The 20,202-nt window shown below is 43.8% G+C and carries 28 protein-coding genes; 22 read left to right on the plus strand and 6 right to left on the minus strand.

Annotated features, from left to right (window positions below):
* The first annotated feature begins 157 nt into the window (after nt 1-157).
* The 7 genes from KHS78_RS07110 (at nt 158) to KHS78_RS07140 (ending at nt 4,138) form a co-directional block, all read left to right on the plus strand.
* Nucleotides 158-895: a hypothetical protein gene (locus tag KHS78_RS07110; protein ID WP_211826654.1), complete on the plus strand. Its 738-nt coding sequence runs from the start codon at nt 158-160 to the stop codon at nt 893-895.
* Between the two features lie 27 nt (nt 896-922).
* Nucleotides 923-1,375 carry a DUF4259 domain-containing protein gene (locus tag KHS78_RS07115; RefSeq protein ID WP_211826656.1) on the plus strand — a complete coding sequence of 151 codons (453 nt, stop codon included), beginning with the start codon at nt 923-925 and terminating at the stop codon, nt 1,373-1,375.
* Nucleotides 1,376-1,566: 191 nt separating this feature from the next.
* Entirely contained in the window at nt 1,567-1,998 is a 432-nt protein-coding gene (locus tag KHS78_RS07120; RefSeq protein ID WP_211826658.1) for a GNAT family N-acetyltransferase, read from the plus strand.
* A 195-nt stretch (nt 1,999-2,193) separates the two neighbouring features.
* Nucleotides 2,194-2,475 (plus strand): cupin domain-containing protein, encoded by a 282-nt coding sequence (locus tag KHS78_RS07125; protein WP_211826660.1) that lies wholly within the window; start codon nt 2,194-2,196, stop codon nt 2,473-2,475.
* 23 nt (nt 2,476-2,498) lie between these two features.
* On the plus strand, nt 2,499-2,810 hold the full coding sequence (locus tag KHS78_RS07130) for a DUF2695 domain-containing protein (protein WP_211826667.1): 312 nt from the start codon (nt 2,499-2,501) through the stop codon (nt 2,808-2,810).
* Nucleotide 2,811: 1 nt separating this feature from the next.
* Nucleotides 2,812-3,312: a transposase gene (locus KHS78_RS07135; protein ID WP_211826669.1), complete on the plus strand. Its 501-nt coding sequence runs from the start codon at nt 2,812-2,814 to the stop codon at nt 3,310-3,312.
* A gap of 172 nt (nt 3,313-3,484) precedes the next feature.
* The gene (locus KHS78_RS07140) at nt 3,485-4,138 is read left to right on the plus strand and encodes a hypothetical protein (protein WP_211826671.1); all 654 of its coding nucleotides are present in this window, start codon (nt 3,485-3,487) and stop codon (nt 4,136-4,138) included.
* A gap of 127 nt (nt 4,139-4,265) precedes the next feature.
* On the opposite strand, the gene KHS78_RS07145 is transcribed toward KHS78_RS07140, so the two are convergent.
* A complete protein-coding gene (locus KHS78_RS07145; protein ID WP_211826673.1) occupies nt 4,266-4,523 on the minus strand; it encodes a hypothetical protein in 258 nt (85 codons plus the stop codon).
* Nucleotides 4,524-4,570: 47 nt separating this feature from the next.
* Nucleotides 4,571-4,804: an IS110 family transposase gene (locus tag KHS78_RS07150; RefSeq protein WP_211826675.1), complete on the minus strand. Its 234-nt coding sequence runs from the start codon at nt 4,802-4,804 to the stop codon at nt 4,571-4,573.
* 349 nt (nt 4,805-5,153) lie between these two features.
* On the opposite strand from KHS78_RS07150, the gene KHS78_RS07155 reads away from it, so the two are divergent.
* Entirely contained in the window at nt 5,154-6,332 is a 1,179-nt protein-coding gene (locus KHS78_RS07155) for a N(5)-(carboxyethyl)ornithine synthase (protein ID WP_211826677.1), read from the plus strand.
* Here KHS78_RS07155 and KHS78_RS22640 read toward each other — a convergent pair.
* Nucleotides 6,291-6,449, minus strand: a complete 159-nt coding sequence (locus tag KHS78_RS22640) for a hypothetical protein (protein ID WP_211827151.1) — start codon at nt 6,447-6,449, stop codon at nt 6,291-6,293. The two genes, KHS78_RS07155 and KHS78_RS22640, sit on opposite strands and share 42 nt — an antisense overlap.
* Before the next feature lie 92 nt (nt 6,450-6,541).
* Entirely contained in the window at nt 6,542-6,817 is a 276-nt protein-coding gene (locus tag KHS78_RS07165) for an IS1 family transposase (RefSeq protein WP_211827153.1), read from the minus strand.
* Between the two features lie 67 nt (nt 6,818-6,884).
* Between KHS78_RS07165 and KHS78_RS07170 the strand changes: the two genes are divergently transcribed.
* The 7 genes from KHS78_RS07170 to KHS78_RS07200 all read left to right on the plus strand — a co-directional run bounded on the left by KHS78_RS07170 (nt 6,885) and on the right by KHS78_RS07200 (nt 12,930).
* On the plus strand, nt 6,885-9,101 hold the full coding sequence (locus tag KHS78_RS07170) for an amidohydrolase (RefSeq protein ID WP_211826679.1): 2,217 nt from the start codon (nt 6,885-6,887) through the stop codon (nt 9,099-9,101).
* Nucleotides 9,102-9,356: 255 nt separating this feature from the next.
* Entirely contained in the window at nt 9,357-9,689 is a 333-nt protein-coding gene (locus KHS78_RS07175; RefSeq protein ID WP_211826681.1) for an immunity protein Imm33 domain-containing protein, read from the plus strand.
* 42 nt (nt 9,690-9,731) lie between these two features.
* Nucleotides 9,732-10,385 carry a hypothetical protein gene (locus tag KHS78_RS07180; protein ID WP_211826683.1) on the plus strand — a complete coding sequence of 218 codons (654 nt, stop codon included), beginning with the start codon at nt 9,732-9,734 and terminating at the stop codon, nt 10,383-10,385.
* A gap of 251 nt (nt 10,386-10,636) precedes the next feature.
* Nucleotides 10,637-11,059, plus strand: coding sequence for a hypothetical protein (locus tag KHS78_RS07185; protein WP_211826685.1), 423 nt, complete (start codon nt 10,637-10,639; stop codon nt 11,057-11,059).
* An 18-nt stretch (nt 11,060-11,077) separates the two neighbouring features.
* Nucleotides 11,078-11,377, plus strand: coding sequence for a hypothetical protein (locus KHS78_RS07190; protein WP_211826687.1), 300 nt, complete (start codon nt 11,078-11,080; stop codon nt 11,375-11,377).
* A 168-nt stretch (nt 11,378-11,545) separates the two neighbouring features.
* Nucleotides 11,546-12,049 carry a LabA-like NYN domain-containing protein gene (locus tag KHS78_RS07195; RefSeq protein WP_211826688.1) on the plus strand — a complete coding sequence of 168 codons (504 nt, stop codon included), beginning with the start codon at nt 11,546-11,548 and terminating at the stop codon, nt 12,047-12,049.
* A 116-nt stretch (nt 12,050-12,165) separates the two neighbouring features.
* Nucleotides 12,166-12,930, plus strand: coding sequence for an outer membrane protein (locus KHS78_RS07200; RefSeq protein ID WP_211826690.1), 765 nt, complete (start codon nt 12,166-12,168; stop codon nt 12,928-12,930).
* A 319-nt stretch (nt 12,931-13,249) separates the two neighbouring features.
* Here the strand turns inward: KHS78_RS07200 and KHS78_RS07205 are convergent, their stop codons facing one another.
* Both KHS78_RS07205 and KHS78_RS07210 read right to left on the minus strand, forming a co-directional pair.
* The gene (locus KHS78_RS07205) at nt 13,250-14,431 is read right to left on the minus strand and encodes a hypothetical protein (protein WP_211826691.1); all 1,182 of its coding nucleotides are present in this window, start codon (nt 14,429-14,431) and stop codon (nt 13,250-13,252) included.
* A gap of 241 nt (nt 14,432-14,672) precedes the next feature.
* Nucleotides 14,673-14,990 (minus strand): IS1 family transposase, encoded by a 318-nt coding sequence (locus tag KHS78_RS07210; protein ID WP_211827155.1) that lies wholly within the window; start codon nt 14,988-14,990, stop codon nt 14,673-14,675.
* A 102-nt stretch (nt 14,991-15,092) separates the two neighbouring features.
* On the opposite strand from KHS78_RS07210, the gene KHS78_RS07215 reads away from it, so the two are divergent.
* The 7 genes from KHS78_RS07215 to KHS78_RS07245 all read left to right on the plus strand — a co-directional run bounded on the left by KHS78_RS07215 (nt 15,093) and on the right by KHS78_RS07245 (nt 19,749).
* A complete protein-coding gene (locus KHS78_RS07215; RefSeq protein ID WP_211826693.1) occupies nt 15,093-15,488 on the plus strand; it encodes a hypothetical protein in 396 nt (131 codons plus the stop codon).
* A gap of 29 nt (nt 15,489-15,517) precedes the next feature.
* On the plus strand, nt 15,518-16,021 hold the full coding sequence (locus tag KHS78_RS07220; protein WP_211826695.1) for an RDD family protein: 504 nt from the start codon (nt 15,518-15,520) through the stop codon (nt 16,019-16,021).
* Nucleotides 16,022-16,205: 184 nt separating this feature from the next.
* Nucleotides 16,206-17,033 carry a hypothetical protein gene (locus KHS78_RS07225; RefSeq protein WP_211826697.1) on the plus strand — a complete coding sequence of 276 codons (828 nt, stop codon included), beginning with the start codon at nt 16,206-16,208 and terminating at the stop codon, nt 17,031-17,033.
* 3 nt (nt 17,034-17,036) lie between these two features.
* Nucleotides 17,037-17,801 (plus strand): SDR family NAD(P)-dependent oxidoreductase, encoded by a 765-nt coding sequence (locus tag KHS78_RS07230; protein WP_211826699.1) that lies wholly within the window; start codon nt 17,037-17,039, stop codon nt 17,799-17,801.
* Nucleotides 17,802-17,880: 79 nt separating this feature from the next.
* Complete coding sequence (locus KHS78_RS07235; RefSeq protein ID WP_211826701.1) at nt 17,881-18,534, plus strand: MBL fold metallo-hydrolase; 654 nt, start codon at nt 17,881-17,883, stop codon at nt 18,532-18,534.
* Nucleotides 18,535-18,622: 88 nt separating this feature from the next.
* Nucleotides 18,623-19,135 (plus strand): DUF7716 domain-containing protein, encoded by a 513-nt coding sequence (locus KHS78_RS07240; protein WP_211826702.1) that lies wholly within the window; start codon nt 18,623-18,625, stop codon nt 19,133-19,135.
* A gap of 41 nt (nt 19,136-19,176) precedes the next feature.
* Nucleotides 19,177-19,749, plus strand: a complete 573-nt coding sequence (locus tag KHS78_RS07245; protein WP_211826704.1) for a hypothetical protein — start codon at nt 19,177-19,179, stop codon at nt 19,747-19,749.
* Nucleotides 19,750-20,202 lie beyond the last annotated feature (453 nt).

Below are 20,202 nucleotides of genomic sequence, written 5' to 3' on the forward strand. Positions count from 1 at the left end.
AAGCCATTAGCGGATAAATAAAACACGAAATCATCAAGCGATATGTCTGTAGAAAGCTGAAGCAGATTTCATTCATTAACAATGAAGGCATTGTGGTTTCATTCTTAGATTTTCTACAGACTCGTTAGCTACTCAAATCTTAAGCATCCTGTACATTATGCCTATAGAACGAATTGATAAATTTTTAGAAACAACAGATCTGGGTATAACTCATTCATTAGGTATTGAAACAAATCAAATTAATGAATGTATTGCAGAGATAAAAAGTAGACATATCTTAGGTGTATTTGGGTGTCCAATCTTTGGTTTCAAGCAGAGTGATTTCGATTTTTTTGAAAAAATACCATTTATTAAGCAAGTTTGGTTTTGGGAAACAAATATCAAGAATATCGATGGGTTATACACACTTGACGATTTGGAATATTTTGGTGTTTCTGAGAAACGACCTCCGATAGATTTCTCAAAGTTCCAAAAATTAAAAAAGGTCGTATGGCACCCTATTAAGAACGACTCAGGGCTAGAAAAAATAAACAACCTTAACGAACTGCATATCTGGAGATTAAAACCAAGTAACAAAAGCTATGAAAATATTCCTAATCCCTGCAACTTAAAAAAACTTGATCTAAATTGGTGCAATCCAACATCCCTAAAAGGGATGCCAACCTTAAATAATCTGGAAGAGTTACAAATCCACTACTGTAGAAATTTAGAATCAATTGCAACATTATTCGATATAGCACCAAATTTAAAAAAATTAATCATAACCCGTTGCTCAAACCTTACAGATTATGCTGTAGTCAAAGATCACGAGTGGGAACATCTCTTTATACATATCAGGGGTAAAACCGTAGCTAACAAGAAAATCAAAAGGACGCCTACGGCGCCCTTTATTTAGACGTTATACGTATCATGAGCTCTAGGGATGAGAATTATTAGAACCCTCTTTATATCTGTATCAATGTTATTTTCTCCGTTGTGTTTGGCCGGGGCGTGGGGTATTGGAAGCTTCGAAAATGACAGCGCACTAGACTGGTCATATGAGCTAGAGCACTCCATTGGTTCAGTAGCATTGCAAGGTGCATTCAGATCTGTTCAAGTTGGTGGCTACATAGAAGTCAATGCTTGTTCCGCTGCTATGGCTGCCGCAGAGGTGGTGGCAGCAATCAAAATGAAATCCTTTGAGCAACTCCCTGATAGTGTTCGAAAATGGGCTATTTCAAATTCATCAGTAGTTAACGATGCGCTAATTCAAAATGCAAAGAAATCAGTAGCTGTATGCTCCAACGCTGAAAATTCAGAATTAGCGCAGCTTTGGCTAGAGTCATCAAGTAAAGAATGGGCAGACTATATTTCCACACTCAGCTCAAAGCTATAGCAAACATGCGTATAACAAGGCGGTGTTAGTCGCCGCTTCGCGGCTGGGACTGCCTACGCGTTGCTTCGGCAGCCCCAAACCTTATCGTTATGTAATTAGTGCAAATCCCAACTATTATTCACTTACAATAGAATGTTACTCTTGCAACTCGCGGCTGCACATCAGAGCAATTGAAAGTAACAGAGAAATCTATGATTGTTGAAAATGTGCTTCCTGAATACTATGCAGAAATGCTAGATGTTTGGGAAAATTCAGTCCGAGCTACTCATGACTTCATTACGGAAGAAGATATTGAGTTTTTTAAGCCTATTATCATCGAACAGGCTTTCCCTGCTGTGACACTAAAATGTGTCAAGAATGCCGAAGACCAAATTCTAGGGTTTGTGGGCGTTCATGATGCTAAAGTTGAGATGCTCTTTTTACTCGACAAGGCAAGGGGAAAAGGCATAGGTCGGTTGTTACTTGATTATGCAGTAAACAACTTAGGAGCAGTGAGTGTAGATGTAAATGAGCAAAACCCACAAGCTGTTAATTTTTACAGGCATATGGGTTTTAAAGTTATCTCACGTTCACCTCTCGATGATATGGGTAAACCTTTCCCGATCTTACATATGAAGTTGTAAATCTCGGTTAATCTCTAATCGAACTGGGTAGAAGAAACGCTTAAGGCTAATAATCTTAGGTGTTTCCGCATGTCTGCAAGAAATCACATAACAAATGTTTCCAGTTCGTTCCGGGGCTTCGCCCCTCCACCCGACCGCCTTCGGCGGCCGCTGAAGCAGGCGTTATAAGTCCCAGTCAGCAATGAAGGAACTGCCATGAATATTGATGAGATAGAGAAAGACTGGATTTCTCGAGGTTTTTCATTTGGTGTTGGCACCATCAAGTCTGGCGATGGTGTTAACGAAGCCGTACATAATGATAAAGATGAATTGGTCATTATGGAAAAGGGGAAATACGAATTTACCCTTGATGATGAGTCATTTGTTCAAGAAGGCTGTGCTGAGGTATATATTCCAGCAGGGTCTACACACAGCATTAAAAATCTCGGGCCAACTGATTCAAAAATATACTATGGCTACAAATCAACAAACTTATAACGCGTTATGTGTAGGAGAAATAGATGGCATCAAAGGAAGAAAAACAAAGACGCGCAGCCTTAGTCCAGGCGATGGTAGATGCAGATACGAAAAAGGCCATTGAAGAAATGCCTATTTCGCTAGCTCATCTTGGCCAACTTTTCGATCATTTAGATACCGACTTAGAAAATGGTTGTGATCATACTTCCAAAATAACCACTGCTTTTTTAGCGAGTCACAACCTCAAAATAGAAAGCATTCTACCGTGGCTTCAGGATCAAGGGGGGTATTGTGATTGTGAAATTCTGGCAAACGTAGAAGAGAGCTGGGAAAGTGAAATTAGCAAAAACACATAACATGGCGTTCTTGTTCGCCCCTTCGGGGCTCGCCATGCCTCGCTTCAAGCCGTACGACACTCGTCAAAATCTTTTATTACCGATTAACCTGGCCGAGCAACTAGTGCCCGGTTCTTTTGAGTACACGCTGAATTACCTGGTGGATCATGAGATCGATACGTCCATCTTCCATGACCATTACCACAACGATGAAACCGGTCGTCTGGCTTATGATCCGGCCATGCAGTTGAAGGTGGTGCTGTTTGCCTATTCTCGCGGCATCACCTCCAGCCGCAGGATTGAGAAAGCCTGTCGTGAGAATGTGGTTTTCATGGCGCTCTCCGCCGACAGTCAGCCTCACTTTACGACTATTGCCGACTTTATCAGTCGTATGCACAAGCCGGTGGGACAACTCTTTATTCAGGTCTTGATGATCTGCGACCAGCTCGGCCTGAACTGCAAGGACATATTTGCCATTGATGGTCGCAAAAGCGTTATCGACCCAGTGATGCAAGACACCTAACGAAACCTTCAGGGATTGCTGAAGCCTCCAACGATAAAAAGAATACCTAACCATTAACCGACGGCTCTGCAGAAACCTGAACAAGAATGATTTCCTCGAAAATAAGGCAAGCCTGTTTTCTTTTTTGTTTTTCTACAGACTCGTTAGATTTACAGCAATAAAAAGGAATCTCATGAAAAAAACAACAACTATATTGCTGGCAACCTTAGTGACGATGTCTGCATATGCAGAAGATTTAAAGCCAGTAGATAGAATTCCAAAAGATGTAAAATCAGTAAAAGCGGTCATTCCCATATATAGTCAGAGATTAGCTTTTCGCCTCCCTACAGATTGGAAGCCTGCGTTTCAGGATCAAAAGTCCAACATGTTTATGATTGAATTTACTCCAAAAAATGAGACCATTCAAAGTTGGAGTAATATGTTCTCTGTTCAAGGTTTCAAGAACCTTGCATCGAAAGCCAACTCAGAACAATTTCTTGACAACCTTGCCTCTCGATTTCAAGCCACCTGCGGTGAATACCTGGTCTATGAAAAGATTGGCTCGCCAATTATTGACGGATTTAAATCCACAACAGCTATTCTAGGTTGCTCTAAGTTACCAGATAGTCATCCTACTGGCGTCAAAAAAGGTCAGAGTGAAATCGGATATTACTATTCTATCCAAGGTAAAAAGGATATATACCTGATCCACAAATCAGTACGCGGGGATGCATTTGACCCTACTAGTACTCCTTTGACAAGAGAAAACATTGCATCTTTCATAGCCCCATTTAATTCAATTGAGCTTTGTAAAAATACTGGAGGCCAGGGTCAGTGCAATAAATAATCTAAAAAAACAATCGTGTGGGAATGCGCTAACGTGCAGTCTCATACCGAGTCTCTACAAAATTAATACGGTACTTGAGGATAGAGAATGAATGAAGATTGGAACCTAATGGTTCCAGAACTTGCTGTTACTGAATTTCAAAAATCTCTTTCCTGTTTAACTTGCCCAGCTCTGGCCGCTCACTGATCCGTGTGTAGGCCAATACAGAACCAACACCAGGTGTACTGGTAAGAATCGCTATCGGAACACGCCAGCGTGACTCCTGTTGCACCAGGATATACAGCTCTTCAGTGATCCTGGTGATCTGTTTTTCAAGCATCTTGAGAATACTGTTTATGGAGCTATGCAGTGCTGCCGGCATGATTTGAAGACGATTCTTCTCCATTGTCCTCATAACCAACAGCTGCTTGCGCCTGACCAATAGTCTTTGATTTAACGCGATTTTACGTCAGGCAGAGGGCGGATTTCCGGTTTCATGTTGGCCGCATACTTTGCAATCAGTTTGGCATCAATCTTGTCGGATTTGGCCAGAACACCGAGGGCTCGGGCAAAGTGCCTGACCTTCGCTGGATCTGCGACAACAATGGGTAGGCCTGCTTTGTCGCAGGCAAATACGAAAGCACTTGCATAACGGCCTGTCACTTCAACGACAATGTACTTATGCAACAAGTCCCTGAGTCACAGCAGTTAGTACCACAAACCGTCTGAAGCTCTGGAACACTTGCAACAGAGAAGATTATAAAGAAATACCTGAATCCGGGACTTCGTTTGGAGTAAAATGACTGCAGTCCTTGTGTTACAAGAGCTGTAGAGGGAAAACAGTCAACCAAAAATGCACCAATCAGGTGAGTTTTTGAGTTACAGATTTTTCCGCTGCATCCCGTGCAACAGAAGCGATGCAGCCGTTTTAACGCTTACGAAGTCACGGGTTCAGGAAATAGGTCTATTGGCGAAACCCATAATTCGCTGATGCAGTCAAACTTATTGAATTTCTTAATAACAGGGAAACGACGACATGAATACAACAATAATAGGAGTCATTGGGACTTCAAAAAAAGAAGATGAAAAACGTTTACCAATCCATCCAGAGCATTTGTCACGTATTCCTGAAGAAATTCGCCGCCGGTTAATATTTGAGGAAGGTTATGGCGCACCATTTGGTATCGCAGATTCGGAAATTGCTGCTCTGACAGGTGGCATTGGGACACGGCACGACATACTGGCCGACATTGGTATGGTTATTATTAACAAGCCAGTCTTAGCTGATTTACAGGAACTTCGCGAAGGAGGAACACTTTGGGGTTATGTACATTGTGTGCAGCAACGAGAGTTCACGCAGGCGGCTCTCGATCGTAAGCAGACACTCATTGCCTTTGAGGATATGTATGTTTGGTCTCCTGCTGGGCACATTGGTCGCCACACATTCTATAAGAATAACGAAATGGCTGGCTATTGCGCAGTCATACATGCCCTGCAACTTAAAGGGATCGATGGGCATTACGGTAATCAACGAAAAACAATCATTTTCGGTTTTGGTGCAGTCAGTCGTGGTGCTATATACGCTCTTAAGGCACATGGTTTTAGAGATATCACCATCTGCATTCAGCGCCCTGACCATGAGGTGCGTGAAGAGGTACTCGATTGTAATTATGTCAGAATTCGAGCAGGTAGCGAGGACGAGGCACGCATGATAGTGGTGGAGCACGATGGAACCGTGCGGCCGCTGACGGACCTGATTAGTGAAGCAGATATCCTCGTAAACGGAACCTTTCAAGATACAGAAAATCATATCGACTTTGTTACCGAAGCAGAAAGCGCATGCCTCAAACCCAATAGTCTGATTATTGATGTCAGTTGCGATGAGGGAATGGGGTTCTTTTTTGCCAGACCAACCACATTCCAGAATCCGATATTTAAATATGAAACCATCGATTATTATTCCGTGGATCACACACCCAGCTATCTCTGGGACAGTGCCACGCGATCAATTTCTGCCGCTCTCATTGTCTATTTGCCGGCTGTACTGGCAGGCCGTGATAGTTGGCAGGAAAATGAGACTATTCGAAAGGCGATCAATATTGATAGTGGCGTGATTCAGAATCCCTCTATTCTTTCGTTTCAAAATCGTGAGCCGGACTATCCCCATGCGTACTTAAATCCGACTGGCAATGCTGCTCCAAATAAGATTGCCTAGACATAATGACTCCCGCTGACCGGTAGAGCTGGTCTCCAAATAAAACGCGGGCTCAGCCCTTCGCCCAAAAGCGTGAGCTATGACCCGCTTGAAGCGTGGTTCCCAAGCATAGAACAGCCACCGCTGATTCCTCTTGTTGCCTACAAAAGATCACTGCTCGTCCATCTCACAGAGCAGTTGCACCCTGGCCTTATCGAAGGGGTGGCTTGTTACTTGTTGAGGAGAGAGTTTTTTAAATGGCGGGATACGGTGTTTGGACTGATATTGAGTACTCGCCCCGTGTCTCTTACGCCTGAACCATTCATTGCCATGTCGATAATCCGCTCATGGGTTCCTGACTGGTTCGCGTTGTAGATAAACTCGATCTGAAAGCTGTGCTTGCAGTCACGACAGAGGTAACACTGAAGGCCAGAGGGCGCTTTACCGTTTCTCACAACAGCTTTGGTAGCATCACAATGGACACAAACAACATCAATCTTTGCCATAGAGCCTACAGATAAAACCGAAGAAATATACAGGTTCTATCTGTGATCGGTATTCGCAATCAACGTATTGGCGGCATTACCACAAAACGACAAAACGACAAAAGGGAAAAAAATGAAACGGAATCTCTGTTTTTTCATCATTTTCATTACAGCCATAATTGCGGCTTGTTCATCGAAAGAGCCGGTAGTGGCTTACCCGCCGGACGGAGGAAATCTGGTTATTTATAACGGCACGATCCTAACAATGGCGGTAGAAAATCAGAAGCTAGATAATACTCAGGCGCTGCTGATTAAAGATGGGGTGATTAAAGGTATTGGCAAAACTCAAGATATTATCTCCCAAAGTAGCAGTCTAGAGAGCGTTAAATACCTTAATCTTAACGGTAAAACCCTGCTACCCGGATTTATTGAACCTCATGCCCATTTAATGCTGACAGCCAATGGTGAGGCAGTCACTAATCTTATGCCATGCCTGCCTGACAAATATCAGAAAATTTATGAATTGGATTATCCCAAGGGTAAGAAATGCAAAAATTATATTAATGAAGCTTTGGGAAAGCTGGCGAAAGATAATTATTTAATTAATGGCTGGTATATCGGCAATGGTCTTGACCCGTCAAGAATGTTACTTGATAACAGAGAACCAAACCCGGAGTGGATAGATATTAACCGCCAGTTCCTTAATCAACCGGCTCACTATATCCAGAGTTTCAACAGTGAAGATGAAGCTTTTTATATCACCACAAAACCGTCAGATGGTAATTATCCTTTTGATGATGGCACGCCGCTATTTATTCTTGATCAATCGGGCCATCTCGCTTATGTGAACGAGGTAGCTTTTCAGAAATCCGATATCTGTTCTTTTACTCCTGGAGAAGTACTTAACAGCGAAAGTGGTGTGATCTGTGTGGGTACCAAAGATCAGATGGAAAAATCACTGGAAAATGCGAAGAGTTATTATGGATTTCCGGATGGAGCTTGGGGGATTACCTGTAAAGAAGACAGGGACATTTGCTCTTTCTCAGGTTTGTTGAATGAAGAATCGTCCTACCAACCTTTTGTTGATGCGATTGCTGACCCAGGCACTAAGGCCATGCTGAGGCATGCCAGGCAGGATGACCCTGCCTTGAAGGTTGAAAATCGCATGGTTGAGTTGATGAAAATCTTCTCCCGGCAGGGTGTTACTACCTTTGTTGAAGGCGGTGGTTCCAGTGTAGGGATGATTGAAGCTTATAAAAATATGGTCAAAAATAATACCATGGCAGCCCGTTTGCGCGTTCTATATACTTGGGATATCAAAGGCACTGATGGCAACCCACTGAATCATAAGCAGTTCAAAAACGTCGTTGAGAAGATTCCCTTTGAAGACTCTGAGTTCAATGGTTTTCTCTCTGCAGGGGGCATTAAGCTCTGGGCCGATGGTTCAACTCAGGGCTGCAGCGCTGACTTAATTACAGTTTATGATATTGATGGGTTATGTAAGGAGTTTAAGCGCGGTCATCAGAATTATGATGACCAAGAGATTATTGAAAACCTTGGTCCTTTTTATGAAGATGGCTGGTATTTGAATGTACATGCCAATGGCGATCAGGCAATTATCAACACGGTTACCGCCTTCAAAAACTTTGGCGTTAATGGCCCAGAATACAGTGACACGCCGCTGACCCTGATACATTCCACTGTTTACGACGACAAACAGAAAAATGACACAATTGCTGCTATCAAAGATGCTCAGAAGTTTGTACCCAATCTCTCTGTCAGCCATTTGATAGGCCATGTGGCTTATTGGGGAGAGTCTATGAAAAATGAGCTAGGTGATGAGCGTGGCGGTCATATTGCCCCGGCTCGTAGTGAGCTGGAGAAGGGCATTGATGTGTCGTTGCACAGTGATATGTCGATTACGCCTTTGTATCCACTCTGGTTTGTGGAGCAAGCAGTCACCCGAAAAACTTGGAAATACCCCAAACTGACCGGTAATGGCGAATCCCTGATCCCTAATATCCCACAAAAAGAATGTATGACAAAAGGTGAATGCCTCACACCATACCGCGCGCTAATGGCGGTAACCGCAATACCGGCAAAACAGCACCAACTGGATAAGCTGGGTACGATTGAGCGACATAAAATTGCTGACCTGGTGGTGCTGGAGCATGACCCAACGATCTCTCTTGCAGATGATATACATAGCATCCCAGTCGCTTGCACCTTTATTAATGGCCAAAAAGTGAAGGCTTCCGTCAGCCAAGACGGTTGCCAGCTGACGGATCTCCCAAAGCTGTTGTAACCAATTTTGGGCTGTATGGGCTGTTGTTATCAAACAGCAGCCCAGTAAAAACAGACCCATTAAGAATCAAGCAGGTTTCGTGCAGTTTTGAGTTTTGTGTCCAGAGCTGAAAAGAGTGAAAACTAGGCTCGCTTAAAGCAGAACTGATAAAGGCAGTCACTTTTATGGTGAGATGCATTTGCGGGATTTGAACTTCCCCCGTTTTAGTGGACAGCCAAATCACTAAAACGGAGACTGCCATGCGCAGGTATGTATATGAAAGACCAAAAGGAAATATGCAAAAAATTCGAAACCATGCCCTTTCCTTGCAATGGCAAGGACAAACTAGGTATCGCAATTGATACAATTGGAAAACTACCCATTAATGGTTTGCGCCACATGCCAGAAAAAGGTACCAGTGGCTGGTATATATGGTGTGGAGAAGAGCTATCCGATTCACCAGATTTCTTTAATCCCATTCATGTAGAACATATTGAAAAATACTTGCCCAACGTAAACCAATATTTGTTATTACCTCCAGGGTATCGCTTTTTAATAACTAATAAGTACGAAGATGTATGGTATGACCCTCAGTTAACAACCGTGTGATTAAATAATCTATCCGTAATGCATCAAGAGAACAGGTCCTATATGCAAAAATACCCTTTCCGTGGTATAGAAAGTAATGGCTTTCTTTTAAAAGGAACAATTTCTCAAGAAAAAGCGATTGAATTAGCGGGAAATGATTTTAGATTTGCACAGTCAGAGTCTCCAAACCATGTGCGTTGTGCATTACTTGTGGTTCGCATTGAGCAGCTAACGACATGGGGAATTCCCATCATACGTTGGACTTATCCAGAGGCAGTCTGGATGCTAGAACTATCCGACAATTCATTTATAGCGATAAAAGCGCATACCCCAGGATATATGCTGGGTGCACTTTCATTGATGGATAAATATAACACCGATATTGGTTCGATAACGTTATCGAAACGTGAGGATTCTGCAACTATTTCAGTTAGCTCAAAACAATCAATATTCACTGCAAACTTAATGGGATCGGCTCAAGGCGATACGAAACTCATAACAAACTTATGGACACGAAACCATAAGGGCAACTATTACAGAATTCCATGGGGTGCCAATGAACCAGCCAGTGCCTATCGTATGCATTGCAACGTAGAAGATAGTTCTCTTGGTGAGAAGGTCTTTGGAAAAGGAATAGTCTGGGAGGATGAAGCGATTTATTTTATAGAACGTGTTCATCAGTGTGCACCTGCATATTCAGAATCACCTATGATTTAACATCATTTGATTAGAAATCATTATCGTATTTCCAACAACTTCTTTATTTTAACAACCAGCACAACATTGCCTTTAATTAATTCCGAAGAGTGTCATAGCATTTACCAAATGCAGTCAATTAACTATACGCCTACGGCGCCAGACATAGCAAAGTTGCAACAGTTACTGGTGTGTTATTCAAAGCATCAATCTGTGCTTGCCCTCTCGATCACGTCATCATTCAAAGAAATATAACAACCAATGGAGATACGATGAAAAAGCAATACTTAGGCTGGTTCACCGCCTGTCTCATCCTACTGAGTGGCTGTTCGCTGAATTTAGTCGGCCCTTATGATCCGCAAACCACCGCTCAACTACAAACTATTGACCGCAAGATCGAATATATGTACCTCTCGATGCACGCTCTGGAGGAAAGCCAGCGTCACTACGATCGGTTTGCCAAACAATACCTTGACCTTGATATCGACATTCGAGCTTTGGAACGCAGGCAGGAACGACGCGAGAGCAACAAGGAAACGCTGCAGCAAGTTCAGATACTCGCTCAGCTCTGGCAGCAGGATCGTAAAATTCACCAACAGCAAGACGGTCTTTCAGACTTTATGATCAAACGCCGCCAGGAACAATACCTACGGCTTATCGACACAATAATGCGTGGCGAACTCGCCAAACAATAGTCTATTGGAGCAGATACCATGACAGACACCATTGAATCCGTACTGATGCAGATTACCGCTCAAATCGAGGATTCCTCGATAAAAGAACAGCTAGGGAATGCGCTTATAACCAGTATTAGAATGCAACAAGTCGCTATCGAACAACTTCTCATCGCAAGAAAGAACGGCGAGATAACCGAGGAGGACTTTGAAATTGAGCTCACTCGTGAAAAGCAAATAACAGTAGCGGAAATGCTCACGTCGCAAATCATTGCGAAGGCTGAAGTTCAACGAGTCGTGAACAAGACTTTCCAGGCACTGGCTAACGTGCTGGTGTAATCTACCTCGGCTTGCTACAGACAAAACCAATAACGCAAGCTTACGACGTAATACCGTTACACAATAGACACATGCACAAGGCGCTGATAGTTGTTGATTCGATCCCGGGGCGACTAAACCTTCCCTGGAGCTGGCACTATCTATTTTCTACCAATGAGTTGATTATCGATGGAAACCGTTTCAATTTTGGTAGATGTACAGAACGTCTACTATACAACGAAGCAAGCTTACGGTCGTAATTTCGATTACAACAAGTTCTGGCGTTACGCAACCAATAACAGGAGGGTTATAAACGCAGTCGCCTACGCAATCGATAAAGTGGATGAAAAGCAAAGGCATTTCCAAAATATACTTAGAGCGATTGGCTTTGAGGTGAAGTTAAAACCCTTTATACAACGTTCCGATGGTTCGGCGAAAGGCGATTGGGATGCCGGTATTACATTAGATGCGATGGAATATGCAGAACAAAGCGATACGATTGTTTTAGTTTCAGGGGATGGTGATTTCGATTTACTCGCAGATAGAATGAGAACCAAACACAATGCTACGGTAGAGGTGTATGGCGTTGATAGGTTGACCGCAGCGTCATTGATAGATTCAGCGAATAAGTTTATTCCAATAAAATCAGACTTATTACTAAATTTAAACCCGATCACGTATAAGTTACTGTAGCTCTTCGCCAACCAATAAAAATGCAGCAATGGATAAATTCTTGAATAAAGAATATAACTATTGAGAGTAGGTTACGTGCAAATATAAATAATAATCCATTAGGTTACATAATGAATATGAATTCAATCAAAATTAACTCCTTCGTTTTGATACTATTATCAGCAACGTCCAATCACTTACTTGCTGATAGTAATACTCATGATAAAAGTTTATGGAATCGCCTCTATATAGGCAGCCATATTAATAGCGTCCATTATAAATCGAACGTTACCACCAGCTCCAACCCGGGCTCATATTTCATCAATGATGACTATTCTCAACTGATGGATGCTGGGTCTGGCTCACCGTCCGGCAATGATATCTCTGGCGGTATCAACATAGGATGGAATTATGCGTGGGATAATTTCATATTCGGTATTGAAGCTGATTATTTACATGCCAATAAAAAGCTTAAGATACACAGTGGTGATATTTTTTATATCACTCAACCTGCAGACACTTTCAGAACAACCAGCCAGATAAACATAAAAGATACATTCTCCTTACGACCAAAAGTTGGCTACATGTGGGGAGGCTCGCTAGTTTACATTACAGGCGGAGTCTCTTTAGCAAAATTAGAACACAGTTTTAATTTTTCTGAGACCTTTGAAAATCAGCTGTCCAGTGCCAAAAAATCAAAAACCCAGATAGGGTGGACGATTGGTGCCGGGATGGAACATGCTATAAACAACAACTGGTCAGTAAAACTTGAGTATTTATATACTGAATTTGATGACTTAAAGACGAGCAGTCCCCTTTCCGGCTATCCCGACCAGATTATTGATAACAAGGTAAGCGTTAAAATGTCTGACTTCAGGGTTGGAATTAACTACAGATTCTAGAAGAAGTTACTGTTCAGCATTAAGAATTTTTATTATTAATCGTTCCCTTATCGGAGGCCTACTCGACAATTGAATACGTTCACACTGTATTTTAAAAGATATCAAGCATGGACAATATCCATCAGTATCAGGAAAGAGTGTTGTTAAGAATTCCGGCTCGGCGAAGAATGGATCAGTTGTGAAACTTTAGAGCTTGGAAGGTGATGTTCCCCGAGCGTTGACATTGAAACCAATAATGACTCTAAAGATAACAAGTCATTCTCACCGTCATGGTTTGAGAAATACATCCCCTGTTATTTAGATATACTTTAACCGTCGCTTAGAGCTCTACCGCGTCAGCAACGATTACAGGAAAGAGTTCAGACCCGTGAAACGTAATGGTCTGCCAACAACTGCCATCCGATTTTGGTGTAAATTCAATGTGATAGCCGCTTGGATAGTAATCCAAGTCACCTCGATCTCTTGGGTCGCTTTGGTCACGCGGTATTTTTTTTGTATCTAAGGGCTCTTGTAGCGTTACAGCTGTTAGCTGCCCTGATTCAAGTATGGGGGTTAAACGCTGAACGACGGCTGCCGGGGTGTTACTCCAGAAAGGGGCATGTGTCACATCTGTCGATAATGCAGCCACCCCATGTCTCCCAGGTGCTACTACAGCATCAGTAATGGATGCATCCACTTCAATTTCAGCCAATAGTTCTGAATAATACGTCCAAGGGAATGAACTTGTTTTCTCCGATGACAAAGGGTCCTTTGTTTTATGTATTGATAATGGGTCTATAAAAAAACATAAACCTGATTCTTTTACTTTCTGGTAAGCATCATTAAGTAAACTCTCATGCATAGCGCCAAACATCATCACCTTTCTAAACGCTCGAGGATGTAGTCTAAGGAAACTTTCATGCTGTAACTGCAACTCCTTATCATCAGACTCAAGATATCCACTCATGTAGGAATCACTGAAACGCAGGGAGATGAACCTACCTCCAAATTCCCTTGTTTTTTCTCTTACTGTAAAACTGATTTCAGCAATGTTATCTGTATTCTGGGCTTGAGCGACATCTTCAATAGGGGGGAGGGTGTATAGGAAAGCCAGAAGCTGGCAAATATTGGGGGTACTGTATTTGGTTAGGTAATCTTCTCTTGGCAGCTCTGTGTCGAATAGCGTTCTTCCCGCTATTGTCAACAGACCAGATTCTTGATAAACAGGCCACTGATGGCCATGCCTTCTTGTTATCGTCAATGTAGTTACTTCTTGAGAGGCAATATTTCTATTATGTGGATAGGACTTACGGCCTGTTGTACTATCGACTTCTGTCACCGTACGTTTTAGTACCGCTATAGCCGGTATATCAGCCTTGCCACCCTGCATCCGTAACTCATAAGTACTTGCGAAAGCTATAGGCGCAGAAGTGGTTTTTTTTCCAGGTAAAACGTCGGTTTTTAAGAGAGGCTTAGATGATCTATACGATGAACCTGATTCTATATCACTACGAGATTCCATGGCCATAACTCCTTAATTTTAGAACAGAGTAAAAAAATACCATTAGGTTCAGATTGCTTATTAAGGGTTTTATCCCGAAATAATTAAACTGAAGCTCTTTACAAGAACAGTCATTCATATTGGCTCTTTTATGGGTCAATTAGTTCACGATTAGTTAGCCATTTTATTTACATCCGTTAGGCATGCTGACTACCAGCCTCCAGCTCAGCGCCTTAAATTCATGAATAAGTATGTTCCTGCCTCACAGAGTAGCTCTACCTTGGTCTTCTCGAAGGGATGGCTTGTTACTTGTTGGGGAGAGAATGTTTAAATCGCGGAATACGGTGTTTGGACTGATATTGAGTACACGCCCCGTCTCTCTTCCCCCTGCACCATTCATTGCCATGTCGATAATCCGCTCATGGGTTCCTGACTGGTTCGCATTGTAGATGAACTCGATCTGAAAGCTGTGCTTGCAGTCACGACAGAGGTAACGTTGAAAGCCAGAAGGCTCTTTACCGTTTCTCACAACAGCTTTGGTACCATCACAATGGACACAAACAACATCAATCTTTGCCATAGAGCCTACAGATAAAACCGCTGCAATATACAGGTTCTATCTATGATCGGTATCCGCAATCAACGTATTGGCGGCATTACCAAATTTTAACGGGTAATAACAATGAAGACTTACATCCTCATTTTCCTGATCAGTTACAGCAGCTACATTTATGCCAATGAGCTGCCAATGGAGAAATTCATTCATGTAATATCCAATAACTACACAAAAGTACATTGTTCCGAGAGTGGTTATGGGGGAGCCTGTTTTGCTATTCCCACCACTGAATGCAAAGTATCCATTCGCTCTCACATTAAACAATGCTTTTTAACACTCCGAAAAGAAATACCGCAATCTATAGCCACTAAGGAGGAAGCATCACTGTGGAGTGGCAAAATCATGCAATGCGCTGGAGAAAACTTCCACCATAGTCATGATAACCGTTTCCAGTTCCAATGGAATTGTGCAACACTCATTGGTAAAACAGTGAAGCATAATCTGTTTAACAAAACCCCATAAAAATCAACAGCCACGAAGAAAGACACAATATGAACAATGTATACGAACCCCCACAATCGGACCTGAAACATGATAAAGAAAAGTATGAATATGCCGGTTTCTGGATAAGAACGGGGGCATCCATTATTGACTCCATATTGATACTCGCCATTACAACACCATTAATTTTTATGGTTTATGGCAGTGGTTACTACACATCAGAAACCTTCATCCATGGGCCCTTTGATGTTTTTATCAATTATATTTTTCCGTTAGCGGCAACATTGGTTTTCTGGTCTTACAAGTCGGCGACACCCGGAAAAATGGTCATCAGTGCCCAAATTGTCGATGCGAAAACCGGTCAAAAGCCCTCGACAAGCCAGTTTATTGTACGTTACGTCGGTTATATCCTGTCCATGATTCCCCTGTTTCTCGGTTTCTTCTGGATCGCCTGGGATAGCAAAAAACAGGGATGGCATGACAAAGTAGCGGGTACGGTTGTCATACGTAATCGTAACCGTGGTACAGAAGACGTCTCATTTCCAAACCAATAACCCAAGACTGCCGCTGCATTACAGCGGCAGAAGCCTTTTCTGGCACATATCAAAACGTTTCTGGTAACGCGAACGCATCGTATCGCCCGCCCTATTGTGTGACGTAACAGCCCCAGGCGTTCGTTAGCCCGCAATACCCAATCACCGCCCAAAATTTCTGATTACCCACGACAAGGATGCATGCATGAAACCGTTATTCCCTTTGTTACTGATGCTCAGCCTGACAGGCTGCAGCGCCCATACCTGGTGGCCTGACGTAGACAGTGAAGCGATATGTGCGAATAAATGGAAACCTGAAGGCCATATCAACACCACCCATATTGTTGCCACAATGGCCGGTGTACCTGAATACAGCGCGGAACGTTATGCACTCTATTCACAGGTGCCCGATGCCCAATGGTTTCGGTTTTCTGCCCCGGCGGTTTCTGTCTGGGCGACACTCGTCCCCTGGGAGTGGGACTACCGCTATGAAGTGAATGCCATCCTCCACTCACTGCATGGCGGCAACCAGGAACAGATAACAGAGAGAAGATCACGGTTAGTGAATGAGATTAATGACTACGCGCGTCTGGATCTCCGGGAAAACGACTGGAAAGTCGGGTTTCTTATTCATGCGTTAGGCGACAGCTATGCCCATGTCTACCAACGAAACCCTCAGAGTGATCAACAGGCTTATGGCCCTGCCATCGGGCACGTCGTTAGCAAAGGCATCTATTCCGCCGACTCCATTCAGGAAAACATGGAGAACTACCTCGCCTATATTCATGCACTCTATGATGCATTGAACACTGGCAATGGAAACCAGAACAAACTCTACAATCTCAAACACAGTGTTGATTATTGGCAAACAAAAGATGATGCCTATATTGCAGGGAAAATAGCCGAATTTAATATCAGCGACAGCGCTCCAATACATTACTGTGAACATCAGGAATGGGCTAAGGAAGTCACGAAACAGGACGTCAGCCTGTTTCTGAAAGAGCTCAAGCACAAGCTGCGTGAAGACGTATAAACCATGGAGCTGACCAACAAAACCATTATCATCATTGGCGCCTCTTCCGGAATCGGTAAACAGGTGGCACGCCTTTTAAGCCATAGAAACAACAACATTGTCGTTCTTGCCCGCAGGGAGAATCTGCTCACATCACTCGCTGAAGAGATCACCCGCAATGGCAGCCAGTGCCTGCCCATCGCCGCCGATGCACTGTCTGCCGAAGCGATGGAGGCCGCCGTCCAGTTAACCGTCGAGACCTTCGGTACCATTGATGTCGCACTCATCAACGTGGGCGACGGGCCGTCCTTCGACATGGCGTCTGCCACTGCAGAGCCAGTGCTTCACAATATGGCGATCAACTACAGCACGCTTGTCTATGGCCTGTTACCTCTGATTGCGGTCATGAAGCAGCAGAAACAGGGGTTGATTGCCCATACTAACTCACTGGCCGGCTTTCTCGGTCTGCCAAGGCAAGGCCCTTACTCGGCCGCAAAAGCCGCCGGCCGGATTCTGATAGATACCTGCCGTATCGAACTTGCCCCGTGGAATATAAAGTTTCTGTCGCTTTATCCCGGCTTCGTCGCAACCGAGCGCGTATCAGACGATGGTATTCCATCACTGTTTGAAATCTCCGAGACTGCAGCGGCGAAGCACATGGTGCATGCCATGGAGAAAGAAAAGCATGACTACCTGTTTCCCTTTTCACTTCGTTGGCTGATTCGACTGGCGCGCATTCTGCCCAAGTCTGTCGTTGCCAGGATGACTCAAAAAATGATGAACGATTAACATCAATCGCTGTCTATCGAGTATCCACGCATCACAGCACACACTATGCTCAAACCGGGCGGTCAATGAGGCTTGTTTCATGCACCAATGCTATGAAGACCTGTGGCAGACCACAGTGGAAAACCCTTTTTCCAATGTGAATACCCATGCCTATCTCATACGACATGATGACGGCAACATCCTGCTTTATAACACCAGCAATACCGATGACATTCGGGCCATGGAAGCGCTGGGTGGCGTCAGACTGCAGTGCCTCAGTCACCGCCATGAAGCCGGTGATTCCCTGCGGTTGATTAACGAGACCTATCATCCCCGCTTATGTATCGATCGTCTCGAAGCCCCGTATATCACCCAACGAGACGTCAACCTGACGCTTTCAGGCACCACAACGCTGGCCACAAACTTCGTCGCTATTCCGACCCCTGGCCATACGGAGGGCGGTTTTTCTTACATCTATCGCTCACCCACCGGCTTAACCTATTTATTTACGGGTGATACCTTTTTTCTGTCAGACGCTCAGTGGTCGACTTTTGTCCTGACTGATCAAGGAGGCTGCCCGACTCGTCTTGCTCACAGCCTGATGGCTCTGCGTGAGCTGCAACCGGATGTCGTGCTTTGCAGTGCCTCGGTTGGCGACATGGCTATCGCTGAAGTCTCTCGGGCAGAGTGGGTTGACGCTTTAAATGCCAATATTCACTTGTTACATCAGGCAAACGATACTGCAGACGAATAGATGAGCATTATTGTCGTTACGATCACTGCAGCATCGCATTAGCTTTTAAACAGGGACTCATCGAATGCCCTACAGAGACATAAAAACTATGGAACACCTTGGAAACCTTTTAAAACGTGCGCCACACGGACTCGAATTTGGGTGGCTTTACTTACCGCAAAATGGACCATGGCAACCGGAAGCATCCGCCGTGATTATTGATGTTGATCATTTGGACAGTCATGACGTTGATCAGGATGACGAACCCATTTTTGCAAAACAGCAGGGATTGGCTGCCACACTCGAATCACGCACGGTAGAGGATATTGTCGCGTCAGCCACAGCTCTCGAATCACCCGCTTCGGTAGATTTGTTAGTCGAAGCCTTCAATTACTATTTTGAGTTTGATTCATTCCTGCCGGAACGAGGCCATATACCTCTCAGCCGTGACGAGTGGAGACACAAAGTGAATCGGGATTTTTACGACGCCCTTGGACCTGAAAGTCTAAATAAGAAATGTCATATCGAAAGCTGCGAACGAGGAAAAATCACAGGAAGCCTTCGCTGCAAGGTTCACCACTATGGAATGGTCAGAAATAAACCCTGCCCGTTTACTGACTGACAACAATGTACCACGAAAATAAGGCACAGTATTAATAGAATATGTATATAAAACGGCTCGCTCACTTGACCATGAAAATATCTTATACGATTTGTATCTGCATCCTGCTGAATATATTTTTCCTTGCCACGATGTCCGCCGCAGAGATTCACGTCAGCCCGGGCAAGTACAATGATTATTATCACCTGCGTTTTACGCTGACCCCGGAAAACTGCTCCTTAAGCGTTTCCCCTACTGAACGACAGCACCGATACGCAAACAACAACACCTATGAACTTTCTGAAGGCGGCCAATTTGAAGTCTTCATCCGCAAACAGGCTTTCCCGATTCCGGCGCCCCACACAGACAGTGATTATCTAATCCTGCGCATGCCCTATACCAACCCGAACCTCCCTGAAGCGAATCGCCACATCGCAACCAAGCGCGCCCTGTTCAATCAAATTCAGGCGATGAAATCGAAAGGCCAGGGGTCCGTCGAGGTCACCATAGAACTTAATCCGTATGTGACGGTGCTCAAGCACGAACCCCTGACGCTCGAACTCTCAGGCCGCAACGTGTTCTTCCGTCAGGCTCTGGGGCAGTACATTGATTATGTGGGTCCCCTGAAACAATAACCCGGCATCATTCATTCCAGCACAATCTTTGGCTGATAATACGGCATTAGGCCATCCGTGAATGTGCCATCGGTCATTCTACGAATTACCCATTAATGAAAACAAAGTAATCACGTTTTTCAGCATTGTTCCATTGCATGAAGAACAACCTACACACCCAAACTCCGCGTCACACACTCGCTGTTTGATGTTATTCACATAACCAATAAGTAAAATAAATTATGCAAAACAACATCTATGCCCCACCAACCACCGATGCCGCATCATTAGAGAAAACCTCTGGGTCATCGACGTTTCAATTCTACGTGGTTTCCAAAAACAAATTCATTGTGTTGTTCATCAGCACGCTAGGGAAACTGCGAATAAGTCCCTTTTTCCCAAAACAGTACCAGTAATACCAAGGATTACCGAAGGTGAGGGTGGACTTATTCGCACCTTCCCTAGGATTGTATG

Origin of the sequence: Kistimonas asteriae (genome assembly GCF_018263925.1) — a bacterium.
In the GTDB taxonomy this organism is placed as follows: Bacteria; Pseudomonadota; Gammaproteobacteria; order Pseudomonadales; family Endozoicomonadaceae; genus Kistimonas; species Kistimonas asteriae.

Coding starts and splice junctions, on each gene's coding strand:
- KHS78_RS07110 (WP_211826654.1), top strand. CDS start 158: ATGCCTATAGAACGAATTGATAAATTTTTAGAAACAACAGATCTGGGT.
- KHS78_RS07115 (WP_211826656.1), top strand. CDS start 923: ATGAGAATTATTAGAACCCTCTTTATATCTGTATCAATGTTATTTTCT.
- KHS78_RS07120 (WP_211826658.1), top strand. CDS start 1,567: ATGATTGTTGAAAATGTGCTTCCTGAATACTATGCAGAAATGCTAGAT.
- KHS78_RS07125 (WP_211826660.1), top strand. CDS start 2,194: ATGAATATTGATGAGATAGAGAAAGACTGGATTTCTCGAGGTTTTTCA.
- KHS78_RS07130 (WP_211826667.1), top strand. CDS start 2,499: ATGGCATCAAAGGAAGAAAAACAAAGACGCGCAGCCTTAGTCCAGGCG.
- KHS78_RS07135 (WP_211826669.1), top strand. CDS start 2,812: ATGGCGTTCTTGTTCGCCCCTTCGGGGCTCGCCATGCCTCGCTTCAAG.
- KHS78_RS07140 (WP_211826671.1), top strand. CDS start 3,485: ATGAAAAAAACAACAACTATATTGCTGGCAACCTTAGTGACGATGTCT.
- KHS78_RS07145 (WP_211826673.1), bottom strand. CDS start 4,523: ATGGAGAAGAATCGTCTTCAAATCATGCCGGCAGCACTGCATAGCTCC.
- KHS78_RS07155 (WP_211826677.1), top strand. CDS start 5,154: ATGAATACAACAATAATAGGAGTCATTGGGACTTCAAAAAAAGAAGAT.
- KHS78_RS07165 (WP_211827153.1), bottom strand. CDS start 6,817: ATGGCAAAGATTGATGTTGTTTGTGTCCATTGTGATGCTACCAAAGCT.
- KHS78_RS07175 (WP_211826681.1), top strand. CDS start 9,357: ATGAAAGACCAAAAGGAAATATGCAAAAAATTCGAAACCATGCCCTTT.
- KHS78_RS07180 (WP_211826683.1), top strand. CDS start 9,732: ATGCAAAAATACCCTTTCCGTGGTATAGAAAGTAATGGCTTTCTTTTA.
- KHS78_RS07185 (WP_211826685.1), top strand. CDS start 10,637: ATGAAAAAGCAATACTTAGGCTGGTTCACCGCCTGTCTCATCCTACTG.
- KHS78_RS07190 (WP_211826687.1), top strand. CDS start 11,078: ATGACAGACACCATTGAATCCGTACTGATGCAGATTACCGCTCAAATC.
- KHS78_RS07195 (WP_211826688.1), top strand. CDS start 11,546: ATGGAAACCGTTTCAATTTTGGTAGATGTACAGAACGTCTACTATACA.
- KHS78_RS07200 (WP_211826690.1), top strand. CDS start 12,166: ATGAATTCAATCAAAATTAACTCCTTCGTTTTGATACTATTATCAGCA.
- KHS78_RS07205 (WP_211826691.1), bottom strand. CDS start 14,431: ATGGAATCTCGTAGTGATATAGAATCAGGTTCATCGTATAGATCATCT.
- KHS78_RS07210 (WP_211827155.1), bottom strand. CDS start 14,990: ATGGCAAAGATTGATGTTGTTTGTGTCCATTGTGATGGTACCAAAGCT.
- KHS78_RS07215 (WP_211826693.1), top strand. CDS start 15,093: ATGAAGACTTACATCCTCATTTTCCTGATCAGTTACAGCAGCTACATT.
- KHS78_RS07220 (WP_211826695.1), top strand. CDS start 15,518: ATGAACAATGTATACGAACCCCCACAATCGGACCTGAAACATGATAAA.
- KHS78_RS07225 (WP_211826697.1), top strand. CDS start 16,206: ATGAAACCGTTATTCCCTTTGTTACTGATGCTCAGCCTGACAGGCTGC.
- KHS78_RS07230 (WP_211826699.1), top strand. CDS start 17,037: ATGGAGCTGACCAACAAAACCATTATCATCATTGGCGCCTCTTCCGGA.
- KHS78_RS07235 (WP_211826701.1), top strand. CDS start 17,881: ATGCACCAATGCTATGAAGACCTGTGGCAGACCACAGTGGAAAACCCT.
- KHS78_RS07240 (WP_211826702.1), top strand. CDS start 18,623: ATGGAACACCTTGGAAACCTTTTAAAACGTGCGCCACACGGACTCGAA.
- KHS78_RS07245 (WP_211826704.1), top strand. CDS start 19,177: ATGTATATAAAACGGCTCGCTCACTTGACCATGAAAATATCTTATACG.